The 25,495-nt window shown below is 70.7% G+C and carries 28 protein-coding genes; 16 read left to right on the top strand and 12 right to left on the bottom strand.

Going from position 1 to position 25,495, the window contains the following annotated elements:
* Positions 1 to 59 precede the first annotated feature (59 nt).
* Positions 60 to 554, top strand: coding sequence for a PAS domain-containing protein (locus ACRWK7_RS13885; protein ID WP_431856830.1), 495 nt, complete (start codon positions 60 to 62; stop codon positions 552 to 554).
* Between the two features lie 7 nt (positions 555 to 561).
* On the top strand, positions 562 to 1,407 hold the full coding sequence (locus ACRWK7_RS13880; protein ID WP_431856829.1) for an oxidoreductase: 846 nt from the start codon (positions 562 to 564) through the stop codon (positions 1,405 to 1,407).
* Here ACRWK7_RS13880 and ACRWK7_RS13875 read toward each other — a convergent pair.
* The 4 genes from ACRWK7_RS13875 to ACRWK7_RS13860 all read right to left on the bottom strand — a co-directional run bounded on the left by ACRWK7_RS13875 (position 1,404) and on the right by ACRWK7_RS13860 (position 6,324).
* Positions 1,404 to 2,831, bottom strand: coding sequence for an MFS transporter (locus ACRWK7_RS13875; RefSeq protein WP_431856828.1), 1,428 nt, complete (start codon positions 2,829 to 2,831; stop codon positions 1,404 to 1,406). The two genes, ACRWK7_RS13880 and ACRWK7_RS13875, sit on opposite strands and share 4 nt — an antisense overlap.
* Before the next feature lie 235 nt (positions 2,832 to 3,066).
* Positions 3,067 to 4,380, bottom strand: coding sequence for an ATP-dependent protease ATPase subunit HslU (gene hslU / locus ACRWK7_RS13870; protein ID WP_431856827.1), 1,314 nt, complete (start codon positions 4,378 to 4,380; stop codon positions 3,067 to 3,069).
* Entirely contained in the window at positions 4,377 to 4,934 is a 558-nt protein-coding gene (gene hslV, locus ACRWK7_RS13865) for an ATP-dependent protease subunit HslV (protein ID WP_431856826.1), read from the bottom strand. Before hslV ends, hslU begins: the two co-directional genes overlap by 4 nt.
* Positions 4,935 to 4,965: 31 nt before the next feature.
* A complete protein-coding gene (locus ACRWK7_RS13860) occupies positions 4,966 to 6,324 on the bottom strand; it encodes a serine protease (RefSeq protein ID WP_431856825.1) in 1,359 nt (452 codons plus the stop codon).
* 241 nt (positions 6,325 to 6,565) lie between these two features.
* Here ACRWK7_RS13860 and hisB point away from each other — a divergent pair, with 241 nt between their 5' ends.
* The 7 genes from hisB to ACRWK7_RS13825 all read left to right on the top strand — a co-directional run bounded on the left by hisB (position 6,566) and on the right by ACRWK7_RS13825 (position 10,780).
* Entirely contained in the window at positions 6,566 to 7,189 is a 624-nt protein-coding gene (hisB, locus tag ACRWK7_RS13855; RefSeq protein WP_431856824.1) for an imidazoleglycerol-phosphate dehydratase HisB, read from the top strand.
* A gap of 27 nt (positions 7,190 to 7,216) precedes the next feature.
* Positions 7,217 to 7,861, top strand: coding sequence for an imidazole glycerol phosphate synthase subunit HisH (hisH, locus tag ACRWK7_RS13850; RefSeq protein WP_431856823.1), 645 nt, complete (start codon positions 7,217 to 7,219; stop codon positions 7,859 to 7,861).
* Positions 7,858 to 8,415 (top strand): N-acetyltransferase family protein, encoded by a 558-nt coding sequence (locus tag ACRWK7_RS13845; protein WP_431856822.1) that lies wholly within the window; start codon positions 7,858 to 7,860, stop codon positions 8,413 to 8,415. Before hisH ends, ACRWK7_RS13845 begins: the two co-directional genes overlap by 4 nt.
* On the top strand, positions 8,412 to 9,164 hold the full coding sequence (hisA, locus tag ACRWK7_RS13840; RefSeq protein ID WP_431856821.1) for a 1-(5-phosphoribosyl)-5-[(5-phosphoribosylamino)methylideneamino]imidazole-4-carboxamide isomerase: 753 nt from the start codon (positions 8,412 to 8,414) through the stop codon (positions 9,162 to 9,164). Before ACRWK7_RS13845 ends, hisA begins: the two co-directional genes overlap by 4 nt.
* Positions 9,158 to 9,943: an imidazole glycerol phosphate synthase subunit HisF gene (gene hisF, locus ACRWK7_RS13835; protein ID WP_431856820.1), complete on the top strand. Its 786-nt coding sequence runs from the start codon at positions 9,158 to 9,160 to the stop codon at positions 9,941 to 9,943. Before hisA ends, hisF begins: the two co-directional genes overlap by 7 nt.
* A complete protein-coding gene (locus tag ACRWK7_RS13830) occupies positions 9,936 to 10,274 on the top strand; it encodes a phosphoribosyl-ATP diphosphatase (RefSeq protein ID WP_431856819.1) in 339 nt (112 codons plus the stop codon). Before hisF ends, ACRWK7_RS13830 begins: the two co-directional genes overlap by 8 nt.
* Positions 10,275 to 10,405: 131 nt before the next feature.
* On the top strand, positions 10,406 to 10,780 hold the full coding sequence (locus ACRWK7_RS13825; protein ID WP_431856818.1) for a histidine triad nucleotide-binding protein: 375 nt from the start codon (positions 10,406 to 10,408) through the stop codon (positions 10,778 to 10,780).
* A 1-nt stretch (position 10,781) separates the two neighbouring features.
* On the opposite strand, the gene ACRWK7_RS13820 is transcribed toward ACRWK7_RS13825, so the two are convergent.
* From ACRWK7_RS13820 to ACRWK7_RS13805, 4 genes are all read right to left on the bottom strand, one after another.
* Positions 10,782 to 11,612, bottom strand: coding sequence for a DUF1206 domain-containing protein (locus ACRWK7_RS13820; RefSeq protein ID WP_431856817.1), 831 nt, complete (start codon positions 11,610 to 11,612; stop codon positions 10,782 to 10,784).
* Between the two features lie 65 nt (positions 11,613 to 11,677).
* Positions 11,678 to 11,845, bottom strand: a complete 168-nt coding sequence (locus ACRWK7_RS13815; protein WP_431856816.1) for a hypothetical protein — start codon at positions 11,843 to 11,845, stop codon at positions 11,678 to 11,680.
* Between the two features lie 36 nt (positions 11,846 to 11,881).
* Positions 11,882 to 13,045, bottom strand: coding sequence for a murein transglycosylase A (gene mltA, locus ACRWK7_RS13810; RefSeq protein WP_431856874.1), 1,164 nt, complete (start codon positions 13,043 to 13,045; stop codon positions 11,882 to 11,884).
* Complete coding sequence (locus tag ACRWK7_RS13805) at positions 13,045 to 13,710, bottom strand: Tim44/TimA family putative adaptor protein (RefSeq protein ID WP_431856815.1); 666 nt, start codon at positions 13,708 to 13,710, stop codon at positions 13,045 to 13,047. The genes mltA and ACRWK7_RS13805 overlap by 1 nt, the downstream gene beginning before the upstream one ends.
* 153 nt (positions 13,711 to 13,863) lie before the next feature.
* Here ACRWK7_RS13805 and ACRWK7_RS13800 point away from each other — a divergent pair, with 153 nt between their 5' ends.
* Together ACRWK7_RS13800 and secB are read left to right on the top strand one after the other, a co-directional pair.
* On the top strand, positions 13,864 to 14,397 hold the full coding sequence (locus ACRWK7_RS13800; RefSeq protein WP_431856814.1) for an FxsA family protein: 534 nt from the start codon (positions 13,864 to 13,866) through the stop codon (positions 14,395 to 14,397).
* A gap of 88 nt (positions 14,398 to 14,485) precedes the next feature.
* Positions 14,486 to 14,980, top strand: a complete 495-nt coding sequence (secB, locus tag ACRWK7_RS13795) for a protein-export chaperone SecB (protein ID WP_431856813.1) — start codon at positions 14,486 to 14,488, stop codon at positions 14,978 to 14,980.
* A 148-nt stretch (positions 14,981 to 15,128) separates the two neighbouring features.
* Here secB and rho read toward each other — a convergent pair whose 3' ends face one another.
* The gene (gene rho / locus ACRWK7_RS13790) at positions 15,129 to 16,385 is read right to left on the bottom strand and encodes a transcription termination factor Rho (protein ID WP_431856812.1); all 1,257 of its coding nucleotides are present in this window, start codon (positions 16,383 to 16,385) and stop codon (positions 15,129 to 15,131) included.
* 365 nt (positions 16,386 to 16,750) lie between these two features.
* Here rho and ACRWK7_RS13785 point away from each other — a divergent pair, with 365 nt between their 5' ends.
* On the top strand, positions 16,751 to 19,486 hold the full coding sequence (locus ACRWK7_RS13785) for an HAD-IC family P-type ATPase (protein WP_431856811.1): 2,736 nt from the start codon (positions 16,751 to 16,753) through the stop codon (positions 19,484 to 19,486).
* A gap of 79 nt (positions 19,487 to 19,565) precedes the next feature.
* Here ACRWK7_RS13785 and hemJ read toward each other — a convergent pair whose 3' ends face one another.
* From hemJ to hemE, 3 genes are read right to left on the bottom strand one after another with little or no spacing between them, the layout of a single operon-like run.
* Positions 19,566 to 19,997: a protoporphyrinogen oxidase HemJ gene (gene hemJ, locus ACRWK7_RS13780; protein WP_431856810.1), complete on the bottom strand. Its 432-nt coding sequence runs from the start codon at positions 19,995 to 19,997 to the stop codon at positions 19,566 to 19,568.
* Positions 19,998 to 20,029: 32 nt separating this feature from the next.
* Positions 20,030 to 21,079 (bottom strand): ferrochelatase, encoded by a 1,050-nt coding sequence (hemH, locus tag ACRWK7_RS13775; protein ID WP_431856809.1) that lies wholly within the window; start codon positions 21,077 to 21,079, stop codon positions 20,030 to 20,032.
* Positions 21,080 to 21,132: 53 nt separating this feature from the next.
* Complete coding sequence (hemE, locus tag ACRWK7_RS13770; RefSeq protein ID WP_431856872.1) at positions 21,133 to 22,185, bottom strand: uroporphyrinogen decarboxylase; 1,053 nt, start codon at positions 22,183 to 22,185, stop codon at positions 21,133 to 21,135.
* A gap of 406 nt (positions 22,186 to 22,591) precedes the next feature.
* Here hemE and ACRWK7_RS13765 point away from each other — a divergent pair, with 406 nt between their 5' ends.
* The 4 genes from ACRWK7_RS13765 to coaE are packed head-to-tail and all read left to right on the top strand — an operon-like array spanning position 22,592 to position 25,491.
* A complete protein-coding gene (locus ACRWK7_RS13765; RefSeq protein WP_431856871.1) occupies positions 22,592 to 23,416 on the top strand; it encodes a pyruvate, water dikinase regulatory protein in 825 nt (274 codons plus the stop codon).
* Positions 23,413 to 24,009, top strand: a complete 597-nt coding sequence (locus ACRWK7_RS13760) for a Maf family protein (RefSeq protein ID WP_431856808.1) — start codon at positions 23,413 to 23,415, stop codon at positions 24,007 to 24,009. The genes ACRWK7_RS13765 and ACRWK7_RS13760 overlap by 4 nt, the downstream gene beginning before the upstream one ends.
* Positions 24,006 to 24,842: a shikimate dehydrogenase gene (locus ACRWK7_RS13755; protein WP_431856807.1), complete on the top strand. Its 837-nt coding sequence runs from the start codon at positions 24,006 to 24,008 to the stop codon at positions 24,840 to 24,842. The genes ACRWK7_RS13760 and ACRWK7_RS13755 overlap by 4 nt, the downstream gene beginning before the upstream one ends.
* Positions 24,843 to 24,846: 4 nt before the next feature.
* Positions 24,847 to 25,491 (top strand): dephospho-CoA kinase, encoded by a 645-nt coding sequence (coaE, locus tag ACRWK7_RS13750; protein WP_431856806.1) that lies wholly within the window; start codon positions 24,847 to 24,849, stop codon positions 25,489 to 25,491.
* Positions 25,492 to 25,495: the final 4 nt, after the last annotated feature.

Raw genomic sequence — 25,495 nt, 5'->3', positions numbered from 1 at the left:
TTTCCGCCGGCGCCCGGCGGAACAGTTCACTGATCGGCCCTGGAATGTGACGAGGCGGCATGGATCGGGAGGCGGGACTGCGGTCCCTCGAAGCGCTGGAACGGCTCTGGCACGAGCGGCGGGGCGACCGGCCGCTGCCGCGGCGGCAGGACTTCGCGTTCGAGGACTTCTTCCCGTGGTTCGGCCACATCCGCATCATCCGGGTGGTGCACGACCCGGACGGCCCGCCGCAGCTGGAGGTGACGCTGGACGGGACGGAGATCGTCAACACCGCCGGCCTCGACCTGACGGGCAAGCGGCTCGACGTGGTGTACGGGTCGGAGCGGCTGTCCTTCCTGCTCGACGGCTACCACACCTGCCTGCGCGAGCTGCGTCCGGTGTACGAGACGCTGCACCCCAACGACCGGATCATGCATTTCGGGGAGATCGTCCGCGTCCTGCTGCCCTGCGGCGAGGCCGGGCGCGCCGAGCACATCCTGTACGGCGAGTACGCCTTCAACGTCTGGCACTGGGGCCGCACCGTCTTCGCCGATCGCAACGACCTGAACATGTGAGGTCCGCATGCCGAACGACGCCCCCGTCTGGTTCATCACCGGCTGCTCCACCGGCTTCGGCCGCGAACTCGCCCGCCTCGTGCTGCAGCGCGGCTGGCGGCTCGTCGCCACCGCCCGCGACAAGGCGAAGGTCGAGGACCTGGCCGCCGGCCACCCCGACCGCGCGCTGGCGCTTCCCCTCGACGTCACCGACCCGGCGCAGACCGCCGCGGCGGTGGCGGAAGCGGAGCGCGCCTTCGGTCGCATCGACGTGCTGGTGAACAACGCCGGCTACGGCTACCTCTCGGCCATCGAGGAGGGCGAGGAGGCGGAGATCCGCGCCATGTTCGACACCAACGTCTTCGGCCTCGCCGCGTTGACGCGGGCGGTGCTGCCGGGGATGCGGGCGCGGCGGGCCGGTCACATCGTCAACATCTCCTCGCAGGGCGGGCTGGTGGGCTTCCCCGGCTCCGGCTACTACGCCGCCACCAAGTTCGCGGTGGAGGGGCTGTCGGAGGCGCTGTCCAAGGAGGTGGCACCCCTGGGCATCCGCGTCCTGCTGGTCGAGCCCGGCCCGTTCCGCACGGACTGGGCCGGCCGCTCGCTGAAGCAGTCGCCGACCTTCATCCCCGACTACGAGGAGACGGCGGGAGGCCGCCGCCGCTCCGTCTCCGGCTACAGCGGCAAGCAGCCCGGTGACCCGGTGCGCGCCGCCGAGGCGATCATCACCGCCGTGACGGCACCCACCCCGCCGCTGCGCCTGCTGCTCGGCCGGCAGGCCCTGGACAACGTGCGGGCCAAGCTGGACTCCATGGGCAAGGAGATCGACGCCTGGGAGCAGACGACGCTGGGCGCCGACTTCCCGGACGCCTAACCGGCGGACCGCACCCGCCGTCGGCTGCTCGCCACCCCGGCGACGGCCGACAGCGCGGCGGCGATGCCCACGGCGACCGGCGTCCCCTGCTCCTTCGACAGCATGCCGAAGATCAGCGCCACCGCCGCGGCACCCAGCGTCTGGCCGAGCAGCCGGGCGGTGGACTGGATGCCGCTGGCGCCGCCGCTGCGCTCGCGCGGGGCGGAGGACACCAGCACCTTGTTGTTCGGCGTCTGGAACAGCCCGAAGCCCAGGCCGCACACCAGCATCGGCAGCACCACCTGCCACGACGCCGGATGCGCCGGCAGCAGCGCCAGCCCGGCCAGCCCGCTCGCCAGCACCGCCAGCCCGGCGGCGCTCAGCAGGCCCGGCTCGTAGCGGTCGGCCAGCCGCCCGGCGATGGGCGCCACCACCGCCACGGCCAGCGGCCACGGCGTCATCAGCAGCCCGGATTCCACCTGCGAGCGGCCGATCACGTCCTCGAAGAAGAAGGGCAGCGCCACGTACGCCATCATCTGCGCCGCGAACGAGCACACCGAGGTCACCACCGAGAAGGCGAAGATCGGCAGCTTCAGCAGGTCGACCGGCAGCAGCGGCGCCGTCTGCGACCGCTGGCGGCGCACCAGCGCGACGCCGAACACCAGCGCGCCGGCCAGCTCCGCCGCCACCAGCCAGGTCGGCTGGCTGTGGTCCAGCCCCTTGAACCCGGTGATCAGCAGCCCGAAGGTCGCGGCGTTGAGCAGAGCGCTCACCCAGTCGAAGCGCTGCCCCGAGCGCGGCGAGTGCGGCAGCGAGCGCGCCGCGATGACCAGCGCCAGCAGCCCGAGCGGCACGTTCACCGCGAACAGCCACTGCCAGGAGCCCAGCGACAGCATGGCCGCCGCGATGGTCGGCCCGGCCGCCGAGGAGACCGCGACGATCAGCGCGTTGTACCCCACCCCGCGGCCGAGCTGGCTCTGCGGGTAGATGTAGCGGACCAGCGCGATGTTGACGCTCATGATGCCGGCGGCGCCGAAGCCCTGCAGCACCCGCGCCAGCGTCAGCGTGAGCAGCGAGTCCGACAGCGCGCACGCCGCCGACGCCGCGGTGAACACCGCCAGCCCGGCCCAGTAGACCCGCCGGTAGCCGACAATGTCGCCCAGCGACGACAGCGGGAACAGCGAGACGGTGACGGCGAGCTGGTAGGCGTTGACCACCCAGATGGCGCCGCTGGCGGTGATCCCTAAGTCCTTCTCGATGGTCGGCAGCGCGATGTTGGCGATCACCCCGTCGAGCACCGCCATGGTCAGCGCCACCGCCATGGTCAGCATCGCCCAATAGCGCTGCGGCACCGGCAGCCCGTCGCTCACCGGCGGCGCGGCGGGCGTGGTGCTGTCGGGAACGGAAAGCGGATCGACGGTCTCAAGGGAGGATGGCGAGCGCATGCCCTGCAATATGGGCGGAACCCGCCGCCCCAGTCATGCGGACTCATCAGGCGTGCGTTGCGCGGCGCTTCCTGCCATCGCCTCCCCTGCCTCCGGCGGGGGAGGAAGGGGCCCGCGCCGCAGGCGCGGGAAGGTGGGGGCAACGGCGCAAATGGCAGGCGTTGATTCTCGTGCGCGCCGCTGCCCCCACCCAACCCTCCCCCGCCGGAGGCAGGGGAGGGCTTCATGCGTGCCCCTACAGGATGAACTTCGACAGATCCGCGTTCTTCGCCAGGCTGCCCACCCGCTCGCGCACCATCGCGGCGTCGACGGTCACCGTCACGCCCGGGGTGTCGGAGGCGGTGAAGCTGATTTCCTCCAGCAGGCGCTCCATCACCGTGTGCAGGCGGCGCGCGCCGATGTTCTCGACCGAGCCGTTGATCTCCGCCGCCAGCCGCGCCAGTTCGTCGATGGCGTCGTCGGTGACGTCGAGCGTCACCTCCTCGGTCTTCAGGAGCGCCTTGTACTGCTTGATCAGGCTGGCCTCCGGCTCGGTCAGGATGCGGCGGAAGTCGTCCTGGCTCAGCGGCTTCAGCTCGACGCGGATCGGCAGGCGGCCCTGCAGCTCGGGCAGCAGGTCGGACGGCTTGGCGACGTGGAAGGCGCCCGACGCGATGAACAGGATGTGGTCGGTCTTCACCGTGCCGTGCTTGGTGTTGACGCTGGTGCCCTCGATCAGCGGCAACAGGTCACGCTGCACGCCCTCGCGGCTGACGTCGGCGCCGCCGCGGTTCTCCGAGCGCGCCGAGATCTTGTCGATCTCGTCCAGGAAGACGATGCCGTTCTGCTCCACGGATTGGATCGCTTCCGAAACGACCTTCTCCTGGTCCAGCAGCTTGTCGGATTCCTCGGCCATCAGCACGCCGTGGCTCTCGGCCACGGTCATGCGGCGGGTCTTGGTGCGGCCGCCGAAGGCCTTGCCGAACATGTCGTTGAGGTTGAGCATGCCCATCTGCGCCCCCGGCATGCCGGGGATGTCGAAGGTCGGCAGCGCGCCCGCCCCGCTGTCGGCGACCTGCACCTCGATCTCCTTGTCGTTCAGCGAGCCCTCGCGCAGCATCTTGCGGAACTTCTGCCGCGTCTCGGCGCTGGCGTTCTCGCCGCACAACGCGTCGACCACCCGTTCCTCGGCGCGCAGCTCGGCCTTGGCGGCGACCTCCTTGCGCAGGCGCTCCTTGGTCAGCGTGATGGCGATCTCCACCAGATCACGCACGATCTGCTCGACGTCGCGGCCGACGTAGCCGACCTCGGTGAACTTGGTCGCCTCGACCTTGAGGAACGGCGCCTGGGCGAGCTTGGCCAGCCGGCGCGCGATCTCGGTCTTGCCGACGCCGGTCGGGCCGATCATCAGGATGTTCTTGGGCAGAACCTCCTCGCGCAGGCCCTCCGGCAGCTGCTGGCGGCGCCAGCGGTTGCGCAGCGCGATGGCGACCGCGCGCTTGGCCTCGTGCTGGCCGACGATGTAGCGGTCGAGTTCGGAGACGATCTCGCGGGGGCTGAACGAGGTCATAGGATGATCTTTTCCAGGGTGACGTTCTGGTTGGTGTAGACGCAGATGTCGCCGGCGATCTTCATCGCCTTGCGGGCGATCGCCTCGGCGTCCAGCCCGTCCACGTCGATGAGCGCGCGCGCCGCGGCCAGCGCGTAGGACCCGCCGGAGCCGATGCCGATCAGCCCGTCCTCCGGCTCCAGCACGTCGCCGTTGCCGGTGAGCACGAGCGAGGCCGAGGCGTCGGCCACCGCCATCATCGCCTCCAGCCGGCGCAGGTAGCGATCGGTGCGCCAGTCCTTGGCGAGTTCCACGCAGGCGCGGGTGAGCTGGCCGGGGTGCTGCTCCAGCTTGGCCTCCAGCCGCTCGAACAGGGTGAAGGCGTCGGCGGTGGCGCCGGCGAAGCCGGCCATCACCGCGCCGTTGGCCAGCCGGCGCACCTTGCGCGCGTTGGCCTTCATCACCGTCTGCCCGAAGGAGACCTGGCCGTCGCCGGCCACCACCACCTGCCCGCCCTTGCGGACCGAGAGGATGGTCGTGCCGTGCCACTGGATGGGATCGTGAGAAGAGGACATGGGAAACCCGACCGGGAGAATGGTTGACGGTCTATGTGGGGGGACGCCCCCCGCCGTCAAGATTGCCGCGCTCCGGTGTGATACGGCTGGCCGTATCACCCTCCCGCTCAATGCGTTGCATTGAGCTGCCGGGTTGCACCAAAGGCGCTTGATGGCTTCCATCAAGCGCCTTTGGTGTCACACCCAGCGCCGCCAGCGCCTCGGCCGCCGGCACGAAGCGGCTCAGCCCGCCGTCGCCCCGTCCGGGCAGCGCGACCCCCAGCAGGGCGCCGGTGGCGTCCAGCAGCGGATCGCCCGGCCGCGGCGCCGCCCCCTCCAGGTCGGCGAGGATGCCGTCGCCCAGCCCCGCCACCATGCCCGTGGCGAAGTCGTTCCCGGCGCCGGTCGCCATGACCGGCTCGCTGACCTCCGCCGGGGCGCCGCGCAGCCGCATCGCCGCCAGCCGCGCCGGCACCCGCACCAGCATCAGCCCGCGCCGGGGGTCGCGCGCCGCCACCACGCCCTCGGCCGTGGTGCCGCCGACGCGCACCGCCACCGCATCGCCGGCCGCCAGCGGCGCCAGCACCAACGCCGCGCCGTCCACCGCGCCGACCACGACCCCCACGTCGGCGCCGACGCGCACCAACCCGTCCCCCGTCCCGCCGCGCGGGGACACGGTGGCGCGGATCGGCTCCGCCGCGATGCCCTCCCCTGAAATTGGAGTCGGGTCGCGCCGCTCCGGCGGCACCATGCGCCAACGTTGGCCGTCGGGCGTCTGCGCCCCGCTGCCGCGCCCCACCGCTTTGCGGAAGGCGGGTTCGGCGGCCAGCGCTTCGGCGGCGCCGCTGAAGGCGTCCTCCAGCAGCAGGCGGTCGCCCTCCGGCACCCCGTCGTCCTGCCGCGCGTGCCCGGTGGTGGTGGTGCGCAGGGCGACGCGTTGCGTCTCCGGCTCGAACACCGTCCAGTCGATCTTGACGGTGCCGACGCCGCTGACGCCGCGGTCGCTGCCGGTCCACCAGCTGCGCCGCCGGCACAGCTCCAGGCGCACCTCGCGCAGCTCGCCGGTGATGACGTAACGGGCGCGCCGGCGGTCGGTGCCCTCGGCGTACACCGCGCCGGCCACGTCGAAGCCGGCGCCCTCGAAGATCTCGGCGAAGCGCTCGTGAAAAGTGTTCTCGCGCCGGAAGCCGAGGCCCGACGTCCAGAACACCCGCCCGTACGGCCAGGTGCAGTCGATGTCCCAGACGTAGCGGCCGATCTCCATGCCACGCCGCATCTGGCCGAGGTTCAGCGCGTTGAAGCGGATGGTCTCCATCGTGCCCTGCGGCACCGGCTGCACCGCCGGCCCGAGCGGCGGGTCACCCCCGGCGCAGGCGGCGAGCAGGAGCAGGGCGAGGATGGCGAGGCGCATAAGCGGATATGCACGCTGTGGATGTATTTAATCGTACAAGTTGCTCGCTTTCGGCGCAACCCAGTCCCTCCCCCGCCTTCGGCGGGGGAGGTCAGGTGGGGGCCAGTTGTTCCCGGGAAGCCGCTGCCCCCCACCCTCCCGCTCTTCGAGCGGGTCCCTCCCTCCCCCGCCGGAGGCGAGGGAGGGAAATTTACGCCCCATCTTCTGGCATACGCCGTCCCTTCCTGCTAAAACCCGTGGCATGGACAAAGCGCAGGCCAGCGGCGCGCGACGCGCCAGCATCGAGCGGAACACCAACGAGACCCGCATCCGGGTCGCGGTGAACCTGGACGGCACCGGTGTGTACGACGTGAAGACCGGCATCGGCTTCCTCGACCACATGCTGGAGCAGCTCTCCCGCCACAGCCTGATGGACCTGACGGTCCTGGCCGAGGGCGACCTGCACATCGACTTCCACCACACCACCGAGGACACCGGCATCGCCATCGGCCAGGCCGTGGCCAGGGCACTGGGCGACCGCAAGGGCATCGGCCGGTACGGCCACGCCTACGTGCCGATGGACGAGACGCTGACCCGCGTCGCGCTCGACTTCTCCAACCGCCCCTATCTGGTGTGGAAGGTCCATTTCAGCCGCGACAAGATTGGCGACATGGACACCGAGCTGTTCCGCGAGTGGTTCCAGGCCTTCGCCGGCTCGGCCGGGCTGACGCTGCACGTCGAAAACCTCTACGGCGAGAACAACCACCACATCGTCGAGAGCTGCTACAAGGCCCTCGCCCGCGCCCTGCGCTCGGCGGTCGAGATCGACCCGCGCAAGGCCGACGCCGTGCCCTCCACCAAGGGCACGCTCGGCGGTTCGCTCTAAGGCCCGCTTTTCTAAGGACCAAAAGTCTTGTCCACCGTCGCCCTGATCGACTACGGCTCCGGCAACCTGCGCTCCGCCGCCAAGGCGCTGGAGCGCGCCGCATCGGACGCCGGCCTCGCCACCGACATCCTGGTCACCGCCGACGCCGACGCGGTGCGCCGCGCCGACCGCATCGTGCTGCCCGGCGTCGGCGCCTACGGTGACTGCAAGCGCGGCCTGTCGGCCGTCCCCGGCATGCTCGATGCGCTGGAGGAGGCCGTCATCCGCGGCGGTCGTCCGTTCCTCGGCATCTGCGTCGGCATGCAGCTGATGGCCGAACGCGGCGTGGAGCACGGCGTGCACCAGGGCCTCGGCTGGATCAAGGGCGAGGTGGTGGCGCTGGAGCCCAGCGACCCGACGCTGAAGATCCCGCACATGGGCTGGAACGAGCTGGAGATCATCCGGCCGCACCCGGTGCTGGCCGGCCTGCCGGCGGGGGCGCACGCCTATTTCGTGCACTCCTACCACATCCGCTGCGCCGACCCGGCCAACGAGCTGGCGCGCGTGCAGTACGGCGGCCCGGTGACCGCGGTGGTCGGCCGCGACAACATGGTCGGCACCCAGTTCCACCCGGAGAAGAGCCAGGACGCCGGCCTGACGCTGATCGCCAATTTCCTGCAGTGGCGGCCATGAGCGCCACCGTCAGCGTCGACCGCATCGACGAGAAGCTGCGCCCCGCCGACCTCGACGACCTGTGCGACGCAGCCGACGCCGCCATCCGCGACGGCGGCGGCTTCGGCTGGGTCGAGCCGCCGCCGCGCGACGTGATGGAGCGCTACTGGCGCGGCGTGCTGATCGTGCCCGACCGCTTCCTGTTCGTGGCGCGGCTGGACGGCGTCATCGCCGGCTCGGCGCAGCTGGTCCGCCCGCCGCGCAACAACGAGGCGCAGGCGCACGCCGCCCAGCTGACCACCGCCTTCGTCGCCCCCTGGGCGCGCGGCCACAAGCTGGCGCGCAGCCTGACGCTGGCGGTGGAGAAGGAAGCCCGCGCCATGGGCTTCGGCATCCTGAACCTCGACGTGCGCGAGACCCAGCAGGCGGCCCTCGCCATGTACGAAAGTCTGGGTTTCCGCCGCTGGGGCACGCACCCCTACTATGCGCGGGTGGGCGGCCAATTCGTCGCCGGCCATTACTATTTCAAAGACCTCACCGCCCCCGACGAACAGCAGGACGAGACGCCGCGATGATCCTCTACCCCGCCATCGACCTCAAGGACGGCGCCTGCGTTCGCTTGGTGCGCGGCGAGATGAGCCACGCCACCGTCTTCAACACCGACCCGGCCGAGCAGGCCCGCGCCTTCAAGGCGCAGGGGTTCGAGTGGCTGCACCTCGTCGACCTCAACGGCGCCTTCGAGGGCAAGCCGGTGAACGGCGACGCGGTGGAGCGCATCCTGGGCGCCATCGGCGGCATGCCGGCGCAGCTCGGCGGCGGCATCCGCGACCTGAAGACCATCGGCCTGTGGCTGGAGAAGGGCATCTCCCGCGTCATCCTCGGCACCGTCGCGCTGCGCGAGCCGGAGCTGGTCAAGGAAGCCTGCCGCGAGTTCCCCGGCAAGGTCGCCGTGGGCATCGACGCCCGCGAGGGCTACGTCGCGGTCGCCGGCTGGGCCGAGACCTCCAGCGTCAAGGCGCTCGACCTCGCGCTGAAGTTCGAGGACAGCGGCGTGTCGGCCATCATCTACACCGACATCAACCGCGACGGCGCCATGGGCGGCGTCAACGTCGAGGCGACGGCCGACCTCGCCTTCCACCTGACCACCCCGGTGATCGCGTCGGGCGGCGTCTCCTCCATCGAGGACCTGGAGGCGCTGAAGAAGGAGGAGGGCACGGGCATCGCCGGCGTCATCTGCGGCCGGGCCTTGTACGATGGTCGCATCGACCCGCAGGCCGCGCTGAAGCTGCTGTCGGCGGTGGAAGAGGACGCCGACCGATGCTGAAGATGCGCGTCATCCCCTGCCTGGACGTCAAGGACGGCCGGGTGGTCAAGGGGGTCAACTTCGTCGATCTGGTGGATGCCGGCGATCCGGTGGAGCAGGCGCGCGTCTACGACCGCGAAGGCGCCGACGAGCTGACCTTCCTCGACATCACCGCCAGCCACGAGAACCGCGAGACCATCTTCGACGTGGTGCGCCGCACCGCCGAGCAGGTGTTCATGCCCCTGACCGTCGGCGGCGGCGTGCGCACGGTGGAGGACATCCGCAAGCTGCTGCTGGCCGGCGCCGACAAGGTCTCCATCAACACCGCCGCCGTCCACCGGCCGGAGTTCGTGCGCGAGGGCGCGGAGAAGTTCGGCAGCCAGTGCATCGTCGTCGCCATCGACGCCAAGCGCACCGGCGACAACAAGTGGGAGGTCTTCACCCACGGCGGCCGCCGCGAGACCGGCCTGGACGCCGTCGAGTGGGCGAAGCGCATGGCCGAATACGGCGCCGGCGAGATCCTGCTGACCTCCATGGACCGCGACGGCACCAAGAGCGGCTTCGACCTGGCGCTCACCCGCGCCGTCGCCGACGCCGTGCGCGTGCCGGTGATCGCGTCCGGCGGCGTCGGCACTCTGGACCATCTGGTGGAGGGCATCCGCGAGGGCCACGCCACGGCGGTGCTGGCGGCGTCGATCTTCCACTTCGGCACCTACACCGTCGGGCAGGCCAAGGCGGCGCTGGCCGATGCGAACATCCCGGTGCGCCCGGCCCGCGGAAAGGTCCCCGTCCATGGCTGACGAGAAGGCCACCGCCGAAGTCCTCGACCGGCTCTACGCCACCGTGGCGTCGCGCAAGGGCGCGGATCCGGAGACGTCCTACACCGCCAAGCTGTTCTCCCGCGGCACGCCGAAGATCGCCCAGAAGGTCGGCGAGGAGGCGGTGGAGACGGTCATCGAGGCGGTGCGCGGCGACAAGGCGAAGATCGCCTCGGAGTCCGCCGACCTGCTGTACCACCTGCTGGTCCTGTGGGCGAACGAGGGCGTGGCGCCGGCCGACGTCTACGCCCTGCTGGCGGCCCGCGAAGGCACCAGCGGCATCGCCGAGAAGAAGGCCCGCAAGGCGGGCTGACGCTCCAGGCCCCCTCCCCATCCCTCCCCCGCTTCGCGGTGGAGGGGGCAAAACGGCGGAGTTCCCTCTCCCGCGTAGCGGGGGAGGGTTAGGGAGGGGGCACAACGAAGAAACGCACAAGGAGAGGACCGATGGCCGCGACGTACGATCCGAACAACATCTTCGCCCGAATCCTGCGCGGCGAGATCCCGTGCAAGAAGGTGTTCGAGAACGAGCACGCGCTGGCCTTCAACGACATCAACCCGCAGGCGCCGACGCACATCCTGGTGATCCCCAAGGGCCCGTACGTCGACATGGACGACTTCACCGCCAAGGCGTCCGACGCCGAGGTGGCCGGCCTGTTCAAGGCGGTGGGCGAGGTGGCGCGGCAGGCCGGCGTGGTGGCGGACGGCTACCGCACCCTATCCAACTGCGGCCGCGACGCGCACCAGGAAGTGCCGCACCTGCACATCCACATCTTCGCCGGCCGCGACCTCGGCGGCATGATCGGCAGGCCGAAGGCCTGACTCACGCGGCCATCGCGTCGATCCGCCGCATCGCGCCTTCGCTGTCGATGCGGCGGTAGATCGCCTGCACCAGGCTGAACAGCCCGAACGCCAGCAGCCCCAGCGCCACGACCCCGAGCAGCCACGGCCCGAAGGGCTGCCCCTGCAGCCAGCGGAACGCCTTGATCATGCCGCCGGATTCCATGGCGTTGGCGTGCCACGCGGCCAGCACGAAGAACATCCCCACCAGCACGAAGACCACGCCGCGCGCTGCGAACCCCGCCTGCCCCAGCGGCTTGACGACGCGCGCGGTCTGGTGGTCGCAGGCCAGCGCCGGCAGGAAGTCGGCCTTCCAGGCGCGCAGGATCTGGCTGACGCCGAAGCCGGCGATGACGATGCCCACCGCCGCCACCAGCAAGCCGCCGAGCGGCAGCTCCAGCAGCCGCGCCGTCCAGTCGTGCGCGGTGGTCTCGCTGCTCTCGCGCCCGCCCCGCCCGGCCAGCAGCTTCAGGCAGTAGAAGGCGAGCGCCGCATGGATGCCGCCGGCGATCAGGTGCCCGGCGCGCACCGCCAGCCCCTTGGCGCCGCGCCCGCGCCGGTCGACGTCGGCGACCGCGCCGACCACCCGCCACAGCGCGTACCCCGCCAGCCCGAGCGCCACGACGGCCAGCAGCACGGCGCCGAACGGCCGGTCGAACAGCTCGGCCAGCGCCCCCTTGCTGTCGGTCGGGCGGTCGTGCCCCCGCGCCGCGGCGACGGCGAACCAGCCGACGATCAGGTACACCACGCCACGCGCCGCGTAGCCCAGGCGCGCCAAGCCCTCGATCTGGTTCTGCACGTGCGGCGCCGACATCGCCGATCTCCCCACGATGGATGTGGGAAGAGGAACGGGAGCGCGTTGCTTAGGTTCCGAAGGGCTTAAGGACCCCTGCCCTGCTTCTTCGGTTCCACGTTCTCCGCCCCCGCGCGGGTGCCGCCGAAGCGGTCGGCGCCCTTGGCGTCCGGGGCGTCGGGCTTCTTGTGGTTGCCGGTGTTCTGCTGGTCGTCGGTGTGCTTGACGGACGTTTCGGTGTGCGGCTGCTTCATGGTGGCCTCCGGTTGGGTTTCCCGGTGTCAACCGCCTCAGCCGGCCGGCGTCACGCCCCGGGGCAGCAGCAGCCAGTATTCCCCGGCGCTCTTCATCACCCCGGCGCGCCGCTCGGCGTCGGGGCCATGCCCCCAGAACACGTCGCCGCGCACCGGCCCGCGGATGGCGCCGCCGGTGTCCTGGGCCACCAGCAGCCGGCGCAGCCGCGCGCCGGTGTCCACCGGATCCTCGGCGTCGAGCCAGACCGGCATCCCGTACGGCACGAACTTCGGGTCGACGGCCAGGCTGCGCCGCGGCGTCAGCGGCACGCCCTGGGCACCGTTCGGCTGGTCGCCGGTCAGCTCCTGGAAGAAGACGTAGGACGGGTTCCGGTTCATCAGGTCCGCCGCCTGCTCCGGGTGCGCCTTGAGCCACGCGCGGATGCTCTGCAGCGAGACCTCCTCGCGCCTCAGTTCGCCGCGGTCGATCAGCTCCTTGCCGATGGCGACGTATTTGTGGCCGTTCTGCCCGGCGTAACCGACCCGGACTTCCCGGCCGTCCGGCAGCGTCACCCGGCCCGAGCCCTGGATCTGCAGGAAGAACGCCCCGACCGGGTCGTCGACCCACAGCAGCTCCAGCCCCTTGCCGCGCAGCGCGCCGGCCTCGATGGCGGCGCGGTCCTCGTAGGGCTTGAGCCGGCCGTCGAGCACACGGCCGGCGATGCGCTGGCCCTTCCACTGCTCGCCGAAATCGGCCAGCTCGACCATCACCAGATCCGGCGGGCGCTTGTAGAGCGGCGCCGGGAACGCCGCCGACGGCGCGCGCGCGCCCTTCAGCTCCGGCTCGTAGTAGCCGGTGAACAGCCCGCGCCGCGCGCCGTTGTTGCCGGCGGCGAAGGGGGTGAACCAGCGCTCGAAGTAGGCTCGCGCCGCCGCGTCGTCGCCGGCCGGCACGCCGGCCAGCGCGTCGCAGGGCGGCAGCCAGTCGCCCGCCGTGCCGCCGAGGCCGAGCGCGCGGTCGCGCGGCAGCGTGCGGATGCGGGCGCAGGAGCGGGCCAGGGCCGGCACCGCCTCGGCCACGCGGTCGGCGGTCCAGCCCGGCAGGTCGGAAAACGACGCCGGCGCGAGGGTCAGCGTGTCCGGCGGCGCCTCCTGACGCGCGCAGGCCGCCAGGGCCAGCAACGCCAGCCCGGCGGCCCAGTTCTTCCGGCCAACAGGGATCAATTGGGGGTGCGCGTCTCGACCAGCGCCCAGTTCGGGTCGCGGGCGCGGATGTTGCGGCGGAAGGTCCAGATGTCGACCACCTCGACCGGCTGCTTCGGGTCGCCATCGACGGTCTCGCCGGCGGCGTTGCGCACCAGGTTGATCTGGTCGGAGACGAACTTGACGGTGACCAGCGCGTCGCGGCCGTCCAGGCGGGCCTCGATCACGTCGGCGTCGCGGATGCGGTCGATGCGGGTCTCCAGCGTCTCGCCGGCCGACTGGCGGTGGCGGATCGCCTGGACGAAGTTGTCGTAGACATCGTCCGACAGCAGCGGCCGCAGCGTCGCGGTGTCGCCGGCGGCGAACGCCTCGACCACCATCTGGAAGGCGCCGCGCGCGCCCTGGAGGAACGTCTTCTCGTCGAAGGTCGGGTCGGCGGCGTGGATCTGCTTCAGCGCCTCGGCCAGCGACACCGGCTCGTCCGGCGCGTAGGGCGCGTCGGTCGGCGCGCGCTGCGGCATGGCGACCACGTTGTCGGGGCGGGCCGTGGGCGCGGTGAAGGGATTGGGCCGCGGGCGCTCCTCGCCGGTACGGCGGCCGAGCACGCTGCGCAGCCGGTACACCAGAAACGCGGCGATCATCGCGAAGATGATGATCTCGATGAACACGAACCCTTCACCCATTGCGCCTGTCCTTCAGGGATTGGCCTGGACCGTCCGGCCCGCACACATTAAGTCTTGCAGGTCGATGCGCCGAACGGGGTCGCCCGATCGTGAAGACCTGCGACGCTTCCCTCGACTAGATAGGCCCTTGGCCCTGAAAGAGCAAGGACGGGCATGAATCCGCTGGTGCTGCTGCTTCTCCTCCTGCCGGTGCTGGAGATCGCCGTGATGATCCAGGTGGGAACCTGGATCGGCGCCGGGCCGACGGTGCTGCTGATCGTCGCGGGCTTCGTCGCGGGGTCGCTGCTGCTGCGCCACCAGGGCCTCGCCACGCTGCGGCGCGCGCAGGAAACGCTGGACCGCGGCGAGCTGCCGGTCGGCGCGGTGTTCCAGGGCTTCTGCACGGTGGCCGGCGCCATCCTGCTGATGATCCCGGGTTTCCTCACCGACATCGTCGCCCTGCTGCTTCTGCTGCCGTTCCCGCGCGACGCGTTGGGCCGCTGGCTGTTGAACCGTCTGCGCGCCGCCGGTTCGCTGAAGGTGTGGACGAGCGGGGCGCCCGGCGGCCCGGCGGGCCCCACCCGCAACGGCCCGCACGCCGGGCAGGTGATCGACGTCGAGTACACCGAGGTGGCGGCGGACGCCCCGCGCCTCGAGGAATCCCGCTGGGGCGCGGATGGGGGCAAGGGCCCGGAGCGGCGTCCCTGACCCGTTGTCCGTACCCGAGATCCGTGCTAGCCAGCGGGAGCACAGTTTCACAACCGCCAGCGGCCGGTTTCCGGCCAGGAGTTCGTTCATGTCGGATCAAAGCAACGGCCAGGACCAGGGCCCCGGCACGCTGCCGATGAATGTCCTTGCCCAGTACGTCAAGGATTTCTCGTTCGAGAACCCGAACGCGCCGCAGACCCTGCTGCCCGGCCAGCCGCAGCCGCAGGTGAACATCGGCGTCGACGTGCAGGTGCGGCCGGCCGCCGACGACATCTACGAGGTGTCGCTGCAGCTGCGCGCCGAAGCCAAGCAGGGTGAGACGGTCGCCTTCCTGGTCGAGCTGTCCTACGGCGGCCTGTTCCAGCTCGCCGGCATCCCGCAGGAGCACCTGCGCCCGATCCTGATGATCGAGGGCCCGCGCCTGCTGTTCCCGTTCGCCCGCGCCATCGTCGCCGATGCGACGCGCGAGGGCGGCTACCCGCCGCTGATGCTGAATCCCATCGACTTCGCCGACCTCTACCGCCGCCAGATGGCCGCCGCCGAGCAGGGCGAGGGCGAAGGCGGACAAGAGACGGCGTTCTGATCGGAGGTCTTCGCGTCGGGCCCCCCTCCTAACCTCCCCCCACTGCGCGGGGGGAGGGTTGGGTGGAGGCCCAGCACGGAAACGCTGTCACAAACAAAAAACGCGAGGGCTTCCACCCTCGCGTTTTTTCGTTCTACCCCAGCAGAGACTACTGGTTCATCGACTCGAAGAAGTCGTTGTTGCTCTTGGTGTACTTCAGCTTGTCGACCAGGAAGTCGACCGCGTCCGTCACGCCCATCGGCATCAGGATGCGGCGCAGGATCCACATCTTCGACATGGTGCCCTTGTCGACCAGCAGCTCCTCCTTGCGGGTGCCGGACTTGGACACATCGATGGCCGGGAAGGTGCGCTTGTCGGAGAGCTTGCGGTCCAGCACGATCTCCGAGTTGCCGGTGCCCTTGAACTCTTCGAAGATCACCTCGTCCATGCGGCTGCCGGTGTCGATCAGCGCGGTCGCGATGATGGTCAGCGAGCCGCCCTCCTCGATGTTGCGCGCCGCGCCGAAGAAGCGCTTCGGCCGCTGCAGCGCGCTGGCGTCGACACCGCCGGTCAGCACCTTGCCGGAGCTGGGCACCACCGTGTTGTAGGCGCGCGCCAGGCGGGTGATGGAGTCCAGCAGGATCACCACGTCGCGCTTGTGCTCGACCAGGCGCTTAGCCTTCTCGATCACCATCTCGGCCACCTGCACGTGGCGGGTCGCCGGCTCGTCGAAGGTGGAGCTGATGACCTCGCCGCGCACGCTGCGCGCCATGTCCGTCACCTCTTCCGGCCGCTCGTCGATGAGCAGCACGATCAGGTAGGCCTCGGGATGGTTGGTGGCGATGGAGTGGGCGATGTTCTGCAGCATCACCGTCTTGCCGGTGCGCGGCGGGGCGACGATCAGCCCGCGCTGGCCCTTACCGAGGGGGGCGACGAGGTCGATGATGCGGCCGGTGTAGTTCTTCTTGGTCGGGTCCTCGACCTCCATGCGCAGGCGCTCGTCGGGGTAGAGCGGCGTCAGGTTGTCGAAGTTGATGCGGTGGCGCACCTTTTCCGGCGCGTCGAAGTTGATGGTGTTGACCTTGAGGAGCGCGAAGTACCGCTCGCCGTCCTTCGGCGCGCGGATCTGCCCCTCCACCGTGTCGCCGGTGCGCAGGCCGAAGCGGCGCACCTGGCTGGGGCTGACGTAGATGTCGTCGGGGCCGGGCAGGTAGTTCGCCTCCGGCGAGCGCAGGAAGCCGAAGCCGTCCTGCAGCACCTCCAGCACGCCGTCGCCGTAGATCGGGATATCGTTTTCCGCCAGCTGCTTGAGGATGGCGAACATCATGTCCTGCTTGCGCAGGGTCGACGCGTTCTCGATCTGGAGCTCCTCCGCGAACGCCAGCAACTCGGCGGGGCTCTTGCACTTCAACTCTTGGAGATTCATCGGGGGCCTATGGGCAGGTCGGGCGTGGGGGAGTGTGGCTGTGAGTCCCGTGCCGACGGCGACAGCGTCGGGAGTGGAGACACGGCGGGTGCGGAGGTTTTCCCTTCGCTCGCCGCGCCCGGCGATAAGGCGGGGGCCGGGGCGTCGGATCTTGGCAGATCAGGTATGGTACGGATCAGGTACGGAGAAGCTTCCCGCGGAGCGGAACCCCGCGGTCGACACATGGGTACAGAATCCCGCTTGCCAAGTCAAACGAAAGCGAGGCGGTGATGTTCCCGACCGGTGAGTTTTGTCGCACCATCTGGCATAGGCCACGCCGCGGCACGACGTAAGGCGGGCAGGATCCGCCACCGCAGGTGCCCGCCGTGACCGAGACCCCCTGGCACGCCGTCCCCGCCGCCGACGCCGCCACCGCCCTCGCCTCCCCGCCCGAGGGCCTCAGCCCGGCCGAGGCTGCCGCCCGCCTCGCCCGCGTCGGGCCGAACCGCCTGACCCCGCCGAAGCCGCGCCCGGCGTGGCTGCGCTTCCTCCGGCAGTTCGACAACATCCTGATCCACGTGCTGCTGGCGTCGGGCGCTCTGGCGCTGCTGCTGCGGCACTGGACCGACGCCGGCGTCATCTTCGGCGTGGTGGTGGTCAACGCGCTGATCGGCTTCCTCCAGGAGGGCAAGGCGGAGCAGGCGCTGGCCGCCATCCGCGGCATGCTGTCGCCGCAGGCCATCGCACTGCGCGGCGGCGAGGCGGTCACCGTGGCGGCCGAGGACCTGGTGCCCGGCGACCGGGTGCTGCTCGCCTCCGGCGACCGGGTGCCCGCCGACCTGCGCATCGAGCGCGCCAAGGGGCTGCGCGTGCAGGAGGCGGCGCTGACCGGCGAGTCCATGCCCGTCGCCAAGGACCCGGCCGCGGTGGCGCAGGACGCCGCCCTCGGCGACCGCGCCGGCATGGCCTACGCCGGCACGCTGGTGGCGCAGGGCCAGGGCACCGGCATCGTGGTGGCCACCGGCGACGCCACGGAGATCGGCCGCATCGGCCACCTGCTCGCCTCGGTGCAGCCGCTGACCACGCCGCTGCTGGCGAAGATGGCGGCGTTCGGGCGCTGGCTGACGGTGCTGATCCTGGTGCTGGCCGTCGTCACCTTCGCCTACGGCAGCCTCGTCATGCACGAGCCCTGGCAGGACATGGTGCTGGCCGCCGTCGGCCTCGCCGTCGCCGCCATCCCCGAGGGGCTGCCGGCGGTGATGACCATCACGCTGGCCATCGGCGTCACCCGCATGGCCCGGCGCAACGCCATCATCCGCCACCTGCCGGCGGTGGAGACGCTGGGCTCGGTCGGCGTCATCTGCTCCGACAAGACCGGCACGCTGACCCGCAACGAGCTGACCGTGCAGACCGTCGTGACCGCGGCGGCCACCTACGCCGTCGGCGGCAGCGGCTACCGCCCGGAGGGGGAGATCCGCCGTGACGGCACCCTGGTCGACCCCGCCGCCGAGGTCGACCTGACCGTCCTCGCCCGCGCCGCGCTGCTGTGCAACGACGCTGCCCTGCACCGCGAGGACAGCGACCATGGGGGCGGCGACTGGACGCTGACCGGCGACCCCACTGACGGCGCGCTGCTCGCCTTCGCCATGAAGGCCGGCGTCGACCCGACGGAGGAAGCCGGTCGCTGCCCGCGCCGCGACGCCGTGCCCTTCGAGTCCGAGCAGCAGTTCATGGCCACCCTGCACCACGACCACGCCGGCCACGGCCTGATCGTCCTCAAGGGCGCGCCGGAGCGGGTGATCGCCCGCTGCGAGGCGGAGCTGCACGACGGCGCCCCCGCCCCGCTGGACCGCGCCCGCTGGACCGCCCGCGCCGCCGAGTTGGGCTCCCAGGGCCAGCGGGTCATCGCGCTGGCGATCCGCCGCGCGCCGCTCTGCCTGGGCGAGCTGAATCTCGGCGACCTGGAGGAGGGTTTGACCCTGCTCGGCCTGTGCGGCCTGATCGACCCGCCGCGCGAGGAGGCGCTGCGCGCCGTGCAGGCCTGCCAAGCCGCCGGCATCACGGTGAAGATGATCACCGGCGACCACGCCGCCACCGCCGGTGCCATCGGCCGGCGCTTCGGGCTGGCCGGCGGCGTAACCACCGGTCCCGAGCTGGACCGCATGGACGACGCAGCCTTCGCGGACGCCGCCCACGCCAACGGCGTCTTCGCCCGCACCACGCCGGAGCACAAGCTGCGCCTCGTCACGGCGCTGCAGGCGGCCGGCCGCTCGGTGGCGATGACCGGCGACGGCGTCAACGACGCGCCCGCCCTCAAGCGCGCCGACGTCGGCGTGGCGATGGGGCGCAACGGCACCGAGGCCGCCAAGGAGGCGGCCAGCATGGTGCTGGCCGACGACAACTTCGCCTCCATCGTCCACGCGGTCGAGGAGGGGCGCACCGTCTACGACAATCTGCGCAAGACCATCCTGTTCCTGCTGCCGACCAACGGCGGGCAGGCGCTGGTCATCCTGCTGGCGGTGCTGACCGGCACGACGCTGCCGATCACCGCGGTGCAGATCCTGTGGGTCAACATGGTGACGGCCGTCACCCTCGGCCTCGCCCTGGCCTTCGAGCCGCCGGAGCCGGGCGTCATGGCCCGCCCGCCCCGCCCGCAGGACGAGCCGATCCTGGCCGGGTTCCTGGTGCGGCGCATGCTGATCGTGATGGCGCTGCTGGTCGCGGCGAGCTTCGGCTTCTTCCACCTGCACCTCGCGCACGGCGACGCCGTCGAGGTCGCGCGCACCATGGCGGTCAACGCGCTGGTGGTCGGCGAGATCTTCTTCCTGCTGAACGCCCGCGCCATCCTGGCCCCGGTGCTGAGCGTGCACGCGCTGTTCGGCAGCCGACCGGTGTGGATCTCCATCGCCCTGATGGTGCTGCTGCAGTTGGCCTTCACCTATGCGCCACCGATGCAGGCGCTGTTCGGCACGGCGGCCGTCGGCTGGACCGACTGGGCGATGATGGCCGCCGCCGGCTTGGCGATCTTCCTGGTGGTCGAGGCCGAGAAGGCGTGGACGCGGCGCAAAAACCCTCTCCCGTCCCGGGAGAGGGAGGGGCCCGCGCGCAGCGCGGGAGGGTGAGGGTACCTGCAAGGATCCTTGCGATGGCCCTCACCCGGCCGCCTACGGCGGCCACCCTCTCCCGGGGCGGGAGAGGGACTTAAAACGGCTTCACGATCACGAAGATCACGATGCCGATCATCAGCAGCGTCGGCACCTCGTTCCAGATTCGGAAGAAGCGCTGCGGCCGGGTGTTGCGGTCGGCCTCGAAGTCCTTGCGCCAGCGCGCCATCATCATGTGCGTCGCGGTCAGGCCGACGACGAACAACAGCTTGGCGTGCAGCCAGCCGCCCTGTTTGAACAGCGTCGGGTCGATGGCGATCATGCTGATGCCGAACACCCAGGCCGCGATCATCGCCGGGTTCATGATGGCGCGCAGCAGCCGGCGCTCCATCACCTTGAAGGTCTCCGACGCCTCCGACCCCGGCGCCGCCTGGGTGTGGTAGACGAACAGCCGCGGCAGGTACAGCAGCCCCGCCATCCAGGCGATGATGCTGATGACGTGCAGCGCCTTGACCCAGAGATACGTCACGGGCCTCTCCCCTTCCCTGCCGAGTTCACGCTTTAGTTAGCGCGTTGCGGGCATCCGGAAAAGCCCGTCGGGCACAGCCGCCCCTTGGTCTGCGAGCACATGAAGCGATCGCACTCCATGCTCTGCCGCACCAGCCGGGCCAGCCCGCCGATGAAGGCCGGCTCGGTGCCCACCGTCGGCACCCGGGCGAAGTGCGGCACGCCCTCGTGCTGCGCCAGATGGCGGTATTCGATCTCGATCTCGACCAGCGTCTCGGAATGCTCCGACACGAAGGCGATGGGGACGATCAGGATCGGCACCTTGTCCTGCCCGGCGCGGCGGATCTCGGCGTCGGTCGACGGGCCGATCCATTCCAGCGGGCCAACCCGGCTCTGGTAGCAGTTCAACCAGTCCAACCCCGGAATGTCGAGCGCGTCGGCTATGGCCTGGGCGGTGCGCTCGCACTGCCACTGGTACGGGTCGCCGGCCGCCACCACGCGCTTCGGCAGCCCGTGCGCCGAGAACAGCACGCGCGGCGTGCCGTGCTTCGACGCCTCCTCGTAGGCCGGCCGGATCAGGTCGGCCGACGCGGCGATGAACCCCGGCTCGGTCGGATAGCAGCAGACCACCCGCGTCTCGGCGGTCAGCCCCACCGTCTCCGCCGCCTCGCGCCAGACGCGGATGCTGGACGCCGAGGTGGTGGTCGACCATTGCGGGTAGAGCGGCAGCAGCACCACGAGGTCCGGAGCGAACTCCTTCACCGCCGCGGCGGTCTCGGTGCTCATCGGGTGCCAGTAGCGCATGGCGATGAAGCTGCGCACCTCCCCCTGCCCGTCCGCGTTCAGCACCGCGTCGAGTGCCGCCGCCTGCGCCTGGGTGTTCTCCAGCAGCGGCGACTTGCCGCCGATCAGCCCGTAGATCTCGCGCGCCGGCTTCTCACGCCGGCGGGCGATGAAATTCGCCAGCAGGAAGCGGATCGGCGTCGGCGCGCCGATGATCGACGGGTCGTAGAACAGGTTGAACAGGAACGGCCGGATGGCGTCCGGCGCGTCGGGCCCGCCGAGGTTGAACAGGACGACGGCGGTTTTCTTAGGGTGCGGCATGGTCGGCATCGCGGCAGCTTAACAGACCCTCTCCCGTCCCGGGAGAGGGGCTATTACGCCCTCTCCGGCCACGCCTTGATCTGCTTGGAAAGCGCGGCGACATGCTCCGGCGGCGTCTGCTGGGTGATGCCGTGGCCGAGGTTGAAGACGAACGGCCGGCCAGCCAGCGCCTCGAGGATCTCGTCCACCGCCTTGCGCTGCGCCTCACCGCCCGCCACCAGCAGGATCGGGTCGAGGTTGCCCTGCACCGGCAGCCGCGTCTGGAGATTGCGCGCCGCCCACGCCGGCGGCACCGTGGTGTCGAGGCCGATGGCGTCGACCCCGGTCTCGGCCGCGTAGTCCTCGTACATCAGCCCGGCGCCGCGCGGGAAGCCGATCACCGGGGTGTTCGGGTGCTTCGCCTTGATCTTGGCGACGATGCGCCGCGTCGGCTCGATGACGTAGCGGCGGAAGGCGCCCACCGGCAGCACGCCGGCCCAGCTGTCGAACAGCTGCACCGTCTCCGCGCCCGCGTCGATCTGGGCGATGAGGTAGTCGGCCGTCACATCGACCAGCAGATCGATCAGCGCCGCGAAGCCCACGGGATCGGAGTAGGCCCACTTCTTGATGTGCGCGAACTCCTTGGAGCCGCCGCCCTCCACCATGTAGGTCGCGACCGTCCACGGCGAACCGGCAAAGCCGATAAGCGTCACCTCCGGCGGCAGCGCCTTGGACAGGCGGCGCACCGTCTCGTACACCGGCCCCAGCCGGTCGTGGAAGTTGCCGGTCGACAGCCGTTTCAGCTCCCCGGCGTTGCGCACCGGATCGAGCTTCGGCCCCTCGCCCTCCAGGTAGTCGAGCGGCTGGCCGAGCGCGTGCGGCACCACCAGGATGTCGGAGAACAGGATCGCCGCGTCCATGCCGTAGCGGCGGATCGGCTGCAGCGTGACCTCGGTGGCGAATTCCGGATTGTAGCAGAGGTCGAGGAACGACCCGGCCTTGGCCCGCAGTTCCCGGTACTCGGGCAGGTACCGGCCGGCCTGGCGCATCAGCCAGAACGGCGGCGATTGGCAGGCCTCACCCTTGAGGGTGGCGAGCATGGGCTTACGAACGTCCGGCACCGGTATCTGTCCCTTCACGCGAGAGGGTTCGTCACACCTCTCCTCTATCTCATTATGACTCTTATTGGAAGAAATGGAGGGGGATAGTGGATGCCTGTGGATAACGGTGATCCCGGCTCGCCCCGGATTCATCCACAGGTCCGGTGCACGGGATTCGGGCCTGGGGGTTTTGGTGTGGAAGACTCGGGAACGACTCCGCGCTGCACCGCGGAATCTCTGGCACTGGAACCGTGGGAGTCCTGGGGATAAACTGTGCGCCAGAGGACCGCTTTCCACGCCTTCCGAAGCGGTCGGCCGGGTTGTCCCGGTGGGTGCCGACGCGGGGGCGGAGAGTCCCGCAGCGGGGATGGAATCGGCTCGAAGCCGTCCATCCACAGACCGATGACCAGTTCTCCACAGAATGTTGGGGATGATGAGAGAGTTTCACCTACACCTGGTCTCCGACGCGACCGGCGAGACGATCAACAGCGTGGCGCGCGCCTGCGTGATCCAGTTCGACCAGGTCCGCCCGATCGAGCACTTCTGGAACCTCGTGCGCACCGAGCGCCAGCTGGAGCTTGTGCTCGACGCCATCCGCGCGCACCCCGGCCTCGTGATGTTCACGCTGGTGGACGAGGGGCTGCGCCGCAAGCTGCAGGACTTCTGCCGCGAGGTGCAGGTGCCCTGCATCCCGGTGCTCGACCCGCTGATCAACGCGCTGGCCGCCTATCTCGGCCTGGAGTCGCAGCGCCAGCCCGGCCGCCAGCACGCGCTGGACGCCGAGTATTTCGGCCGCATGGACGCCATGGACTTCGCGCTGTCGCACGACGACGGCCAGTCCGGCTGGGACCTGCACGAGGCCGACGTGGTGCTGCTCGGCGTGTCGCGCACCTCGAAGACGCCGACCTGCATCTATCTGGCGAACCGCGGCGTCAAGGCGGCGAACATCCCGATCGTCCCCGGCTGCCCCCTGCCGCCGGAGCTGGCCAAGCTGACTCGCCCGCTGATCGTCGGCCTGACCAAGGATCCCGACCGGCTGATCCAGATCCGCCGCAACCGGCTGAAGCTGCTGAACCAGGGCGAGACCTCCACCTACGTCGACCCCGAGGTGGTGCGCGCCGAGGTGACCGACGCACGGCGTATGTTCAGTCGCAACGGCTGGCCGGTGATCGACGTCTCCCGCCGCTCCATCGAGGAGACCGCGGCGGAGATCATGATGCTGCTGGCGCGGCGGCAGGGCGGCGGTCCGGTCACATGAGCGCGCTGATCCTCGCCTCCGCCTCCCGCGCCCGCGCCGCGATGCTGGAGCGTGCCGGCGTGCCGGTGACGTGCGACCCGGCCGGCATCGACGAGGACGCCGTCAAGCACCAGTGCCGCGCCGCCGGCGCCACCGTCGAGGCGACGGCCGACATCCTGGCCGAGCGCAAGGCGCACGCCGTGTCGCTGCGCCACCCCGGCGCGCTGGTGCTCGGCGCCGACCAGATGCTGGAGTGCGAGGGCGTCTGCTTCGACAAGCCCGAGGACCGCGCGCGGGCCGCCGCCCACCTCGCCATCCTGCGCGGCCGCACGCACCGGCTGGTCAGCGCCGCGGTGGTGGTGCGCGACGGCGTGCGCCTGTGGGAGACGGTCGACACCGCCACCCTGGCCATGCGCCCGTTCGGCGACGACTTCCTCGCCCATTACCTCGACACCGCCGGCGACGACGTGCTGCACTCGGTCGGCGTCTACCATCTGGAAGGATTGGGCGCGCAGCTGTTCGAGCGGGTGGAGGGCGACTTCTTCACCGTGCTCGGCCTGCCGCTGCTGCCGGTGCTCGGCTTTCTGCGCCAACAAGGAATTCTCAGGGCATGATCATCAGCGGCAAGGCCAAGCTGGCCGGCGTCATGGGCTGGCCGGTCGGGCACTCGCGCTCGCCGCGCCTGCACGGCTTTTGGCTGGAGGCGTACGGCATCGACGGCGCCTACGTTCCCCTGGCCGTCCCGCCGGAGCGCGCGGCCGAGGCGATCCGCGTCCTCCCCGCTCTTGGTTTCCGCGGCTGCAACGTCACCGTCCCACACAAGGAGATCGCCGCCGCCGCCGTCGACCACCTGGACGAGACCGCCCGACGGGCCGGCGCGGTGAACACCATCGTGGTGCGTGAGGATGGCAGCCTGGAGGGCCGCAACACCGACGGCTTCGGCTTCCTGGAGAACCTAAAGGCCGGCGCCCCCGGCTGGACGGCGACCGCCGGGCCGGCGGTGGTGCTCGGCGCCGGTGGTGCGGCGCGCGCCGTGGTGGCGTCGCTGATCGACGACGGCGCGCCGGAGGTCCGGCTGCTCAACCGCACCAGAGCCCGCGCGGAGGCGCTCGCCGCCGATATCGGCGACGGCGTGCGCGTCTTCGACTGGGTTTCACGTGAAACATTGCTGGCCGACGCCGCCCTCGTGGTGAACACCACCACGCAGGGCATGCACGGCCAGCCGCCGCTGGACCTCTCGCTGGAGGCCCTTGCGCCGGCCGCGGTGGTCACCGACATCGTCTACACGCCGCTGATCACCCCGCTGCTGGCGGCGGCGCATGCCCGCGGCAACCGGGTGGTGGACGGCCTCGGCATGCTGCTGCACCAGGCGCGGCCGGGCTTCGCCGCGTGGTTCGGTACGGAGCCGGAGGTGACCGAGGAGCTGCGGCGGTTCGTGTTGGGATAAGGGTATGCTGATCCTCGGCCTCACCGGCTCTATCGGCATGGGCAAGAGCACCGCCGCGAAGATGCTCAAGTCCATGGGCGTCCCGGTCTGCGACTCCGACGCCCTCGTCCATCGTCTGACCGGTCGGGGTGGTGCGGCGGTGCCCGCCATCGACGCCGCCTTCCCCGGTGTGATCAAGGACGGTGCGGTCGACCGTCGCGCCCTCGGCGCCGCGGTGTTCGGCAACCCCCCTGCCCTCAAGACGCTGGAGTCCATCCTCCACCCGCGCGTCCAGGCCGCACAGCGCGCCTTTCTCCGTCAAGCGGCCATGCGCGGCGTCCGCGTCGCCTGCCTGGACATTCCTCTCCTCTTCGAGACGCACGGCGAGCGGCGGGTCGACCGCACCATCGTCGTCACCGCGCCTTTTGCCGTGCAGAAAGCGCGCGTGCTGGCGCGGCCGGGCATGACGCCGGAGAAGTTCGCGGGTATCCTCGCCCGCCAGACGCCCGACGCGGAGAAGCGCCGGCGCGCCGATTTCGTCGTGAACACCGGCGACGGCCGCCTAGCGACGCGAAGGGCCCTGCGAGAAATAATTACCAAAGCGAAACGGATTCCCGGGCGGCACTGGCCGCCCCGCGGCTTCTATCCCGGAGACAGCATTCATGGCTGAGAGC

Source organism: Azospirillum sp. (genome assembly GCF_050789165.1).
Note: the sequence above shows the minus strand (reverse complement) of the source record. Positions and strands in the feature narration are given on the sequence as shown.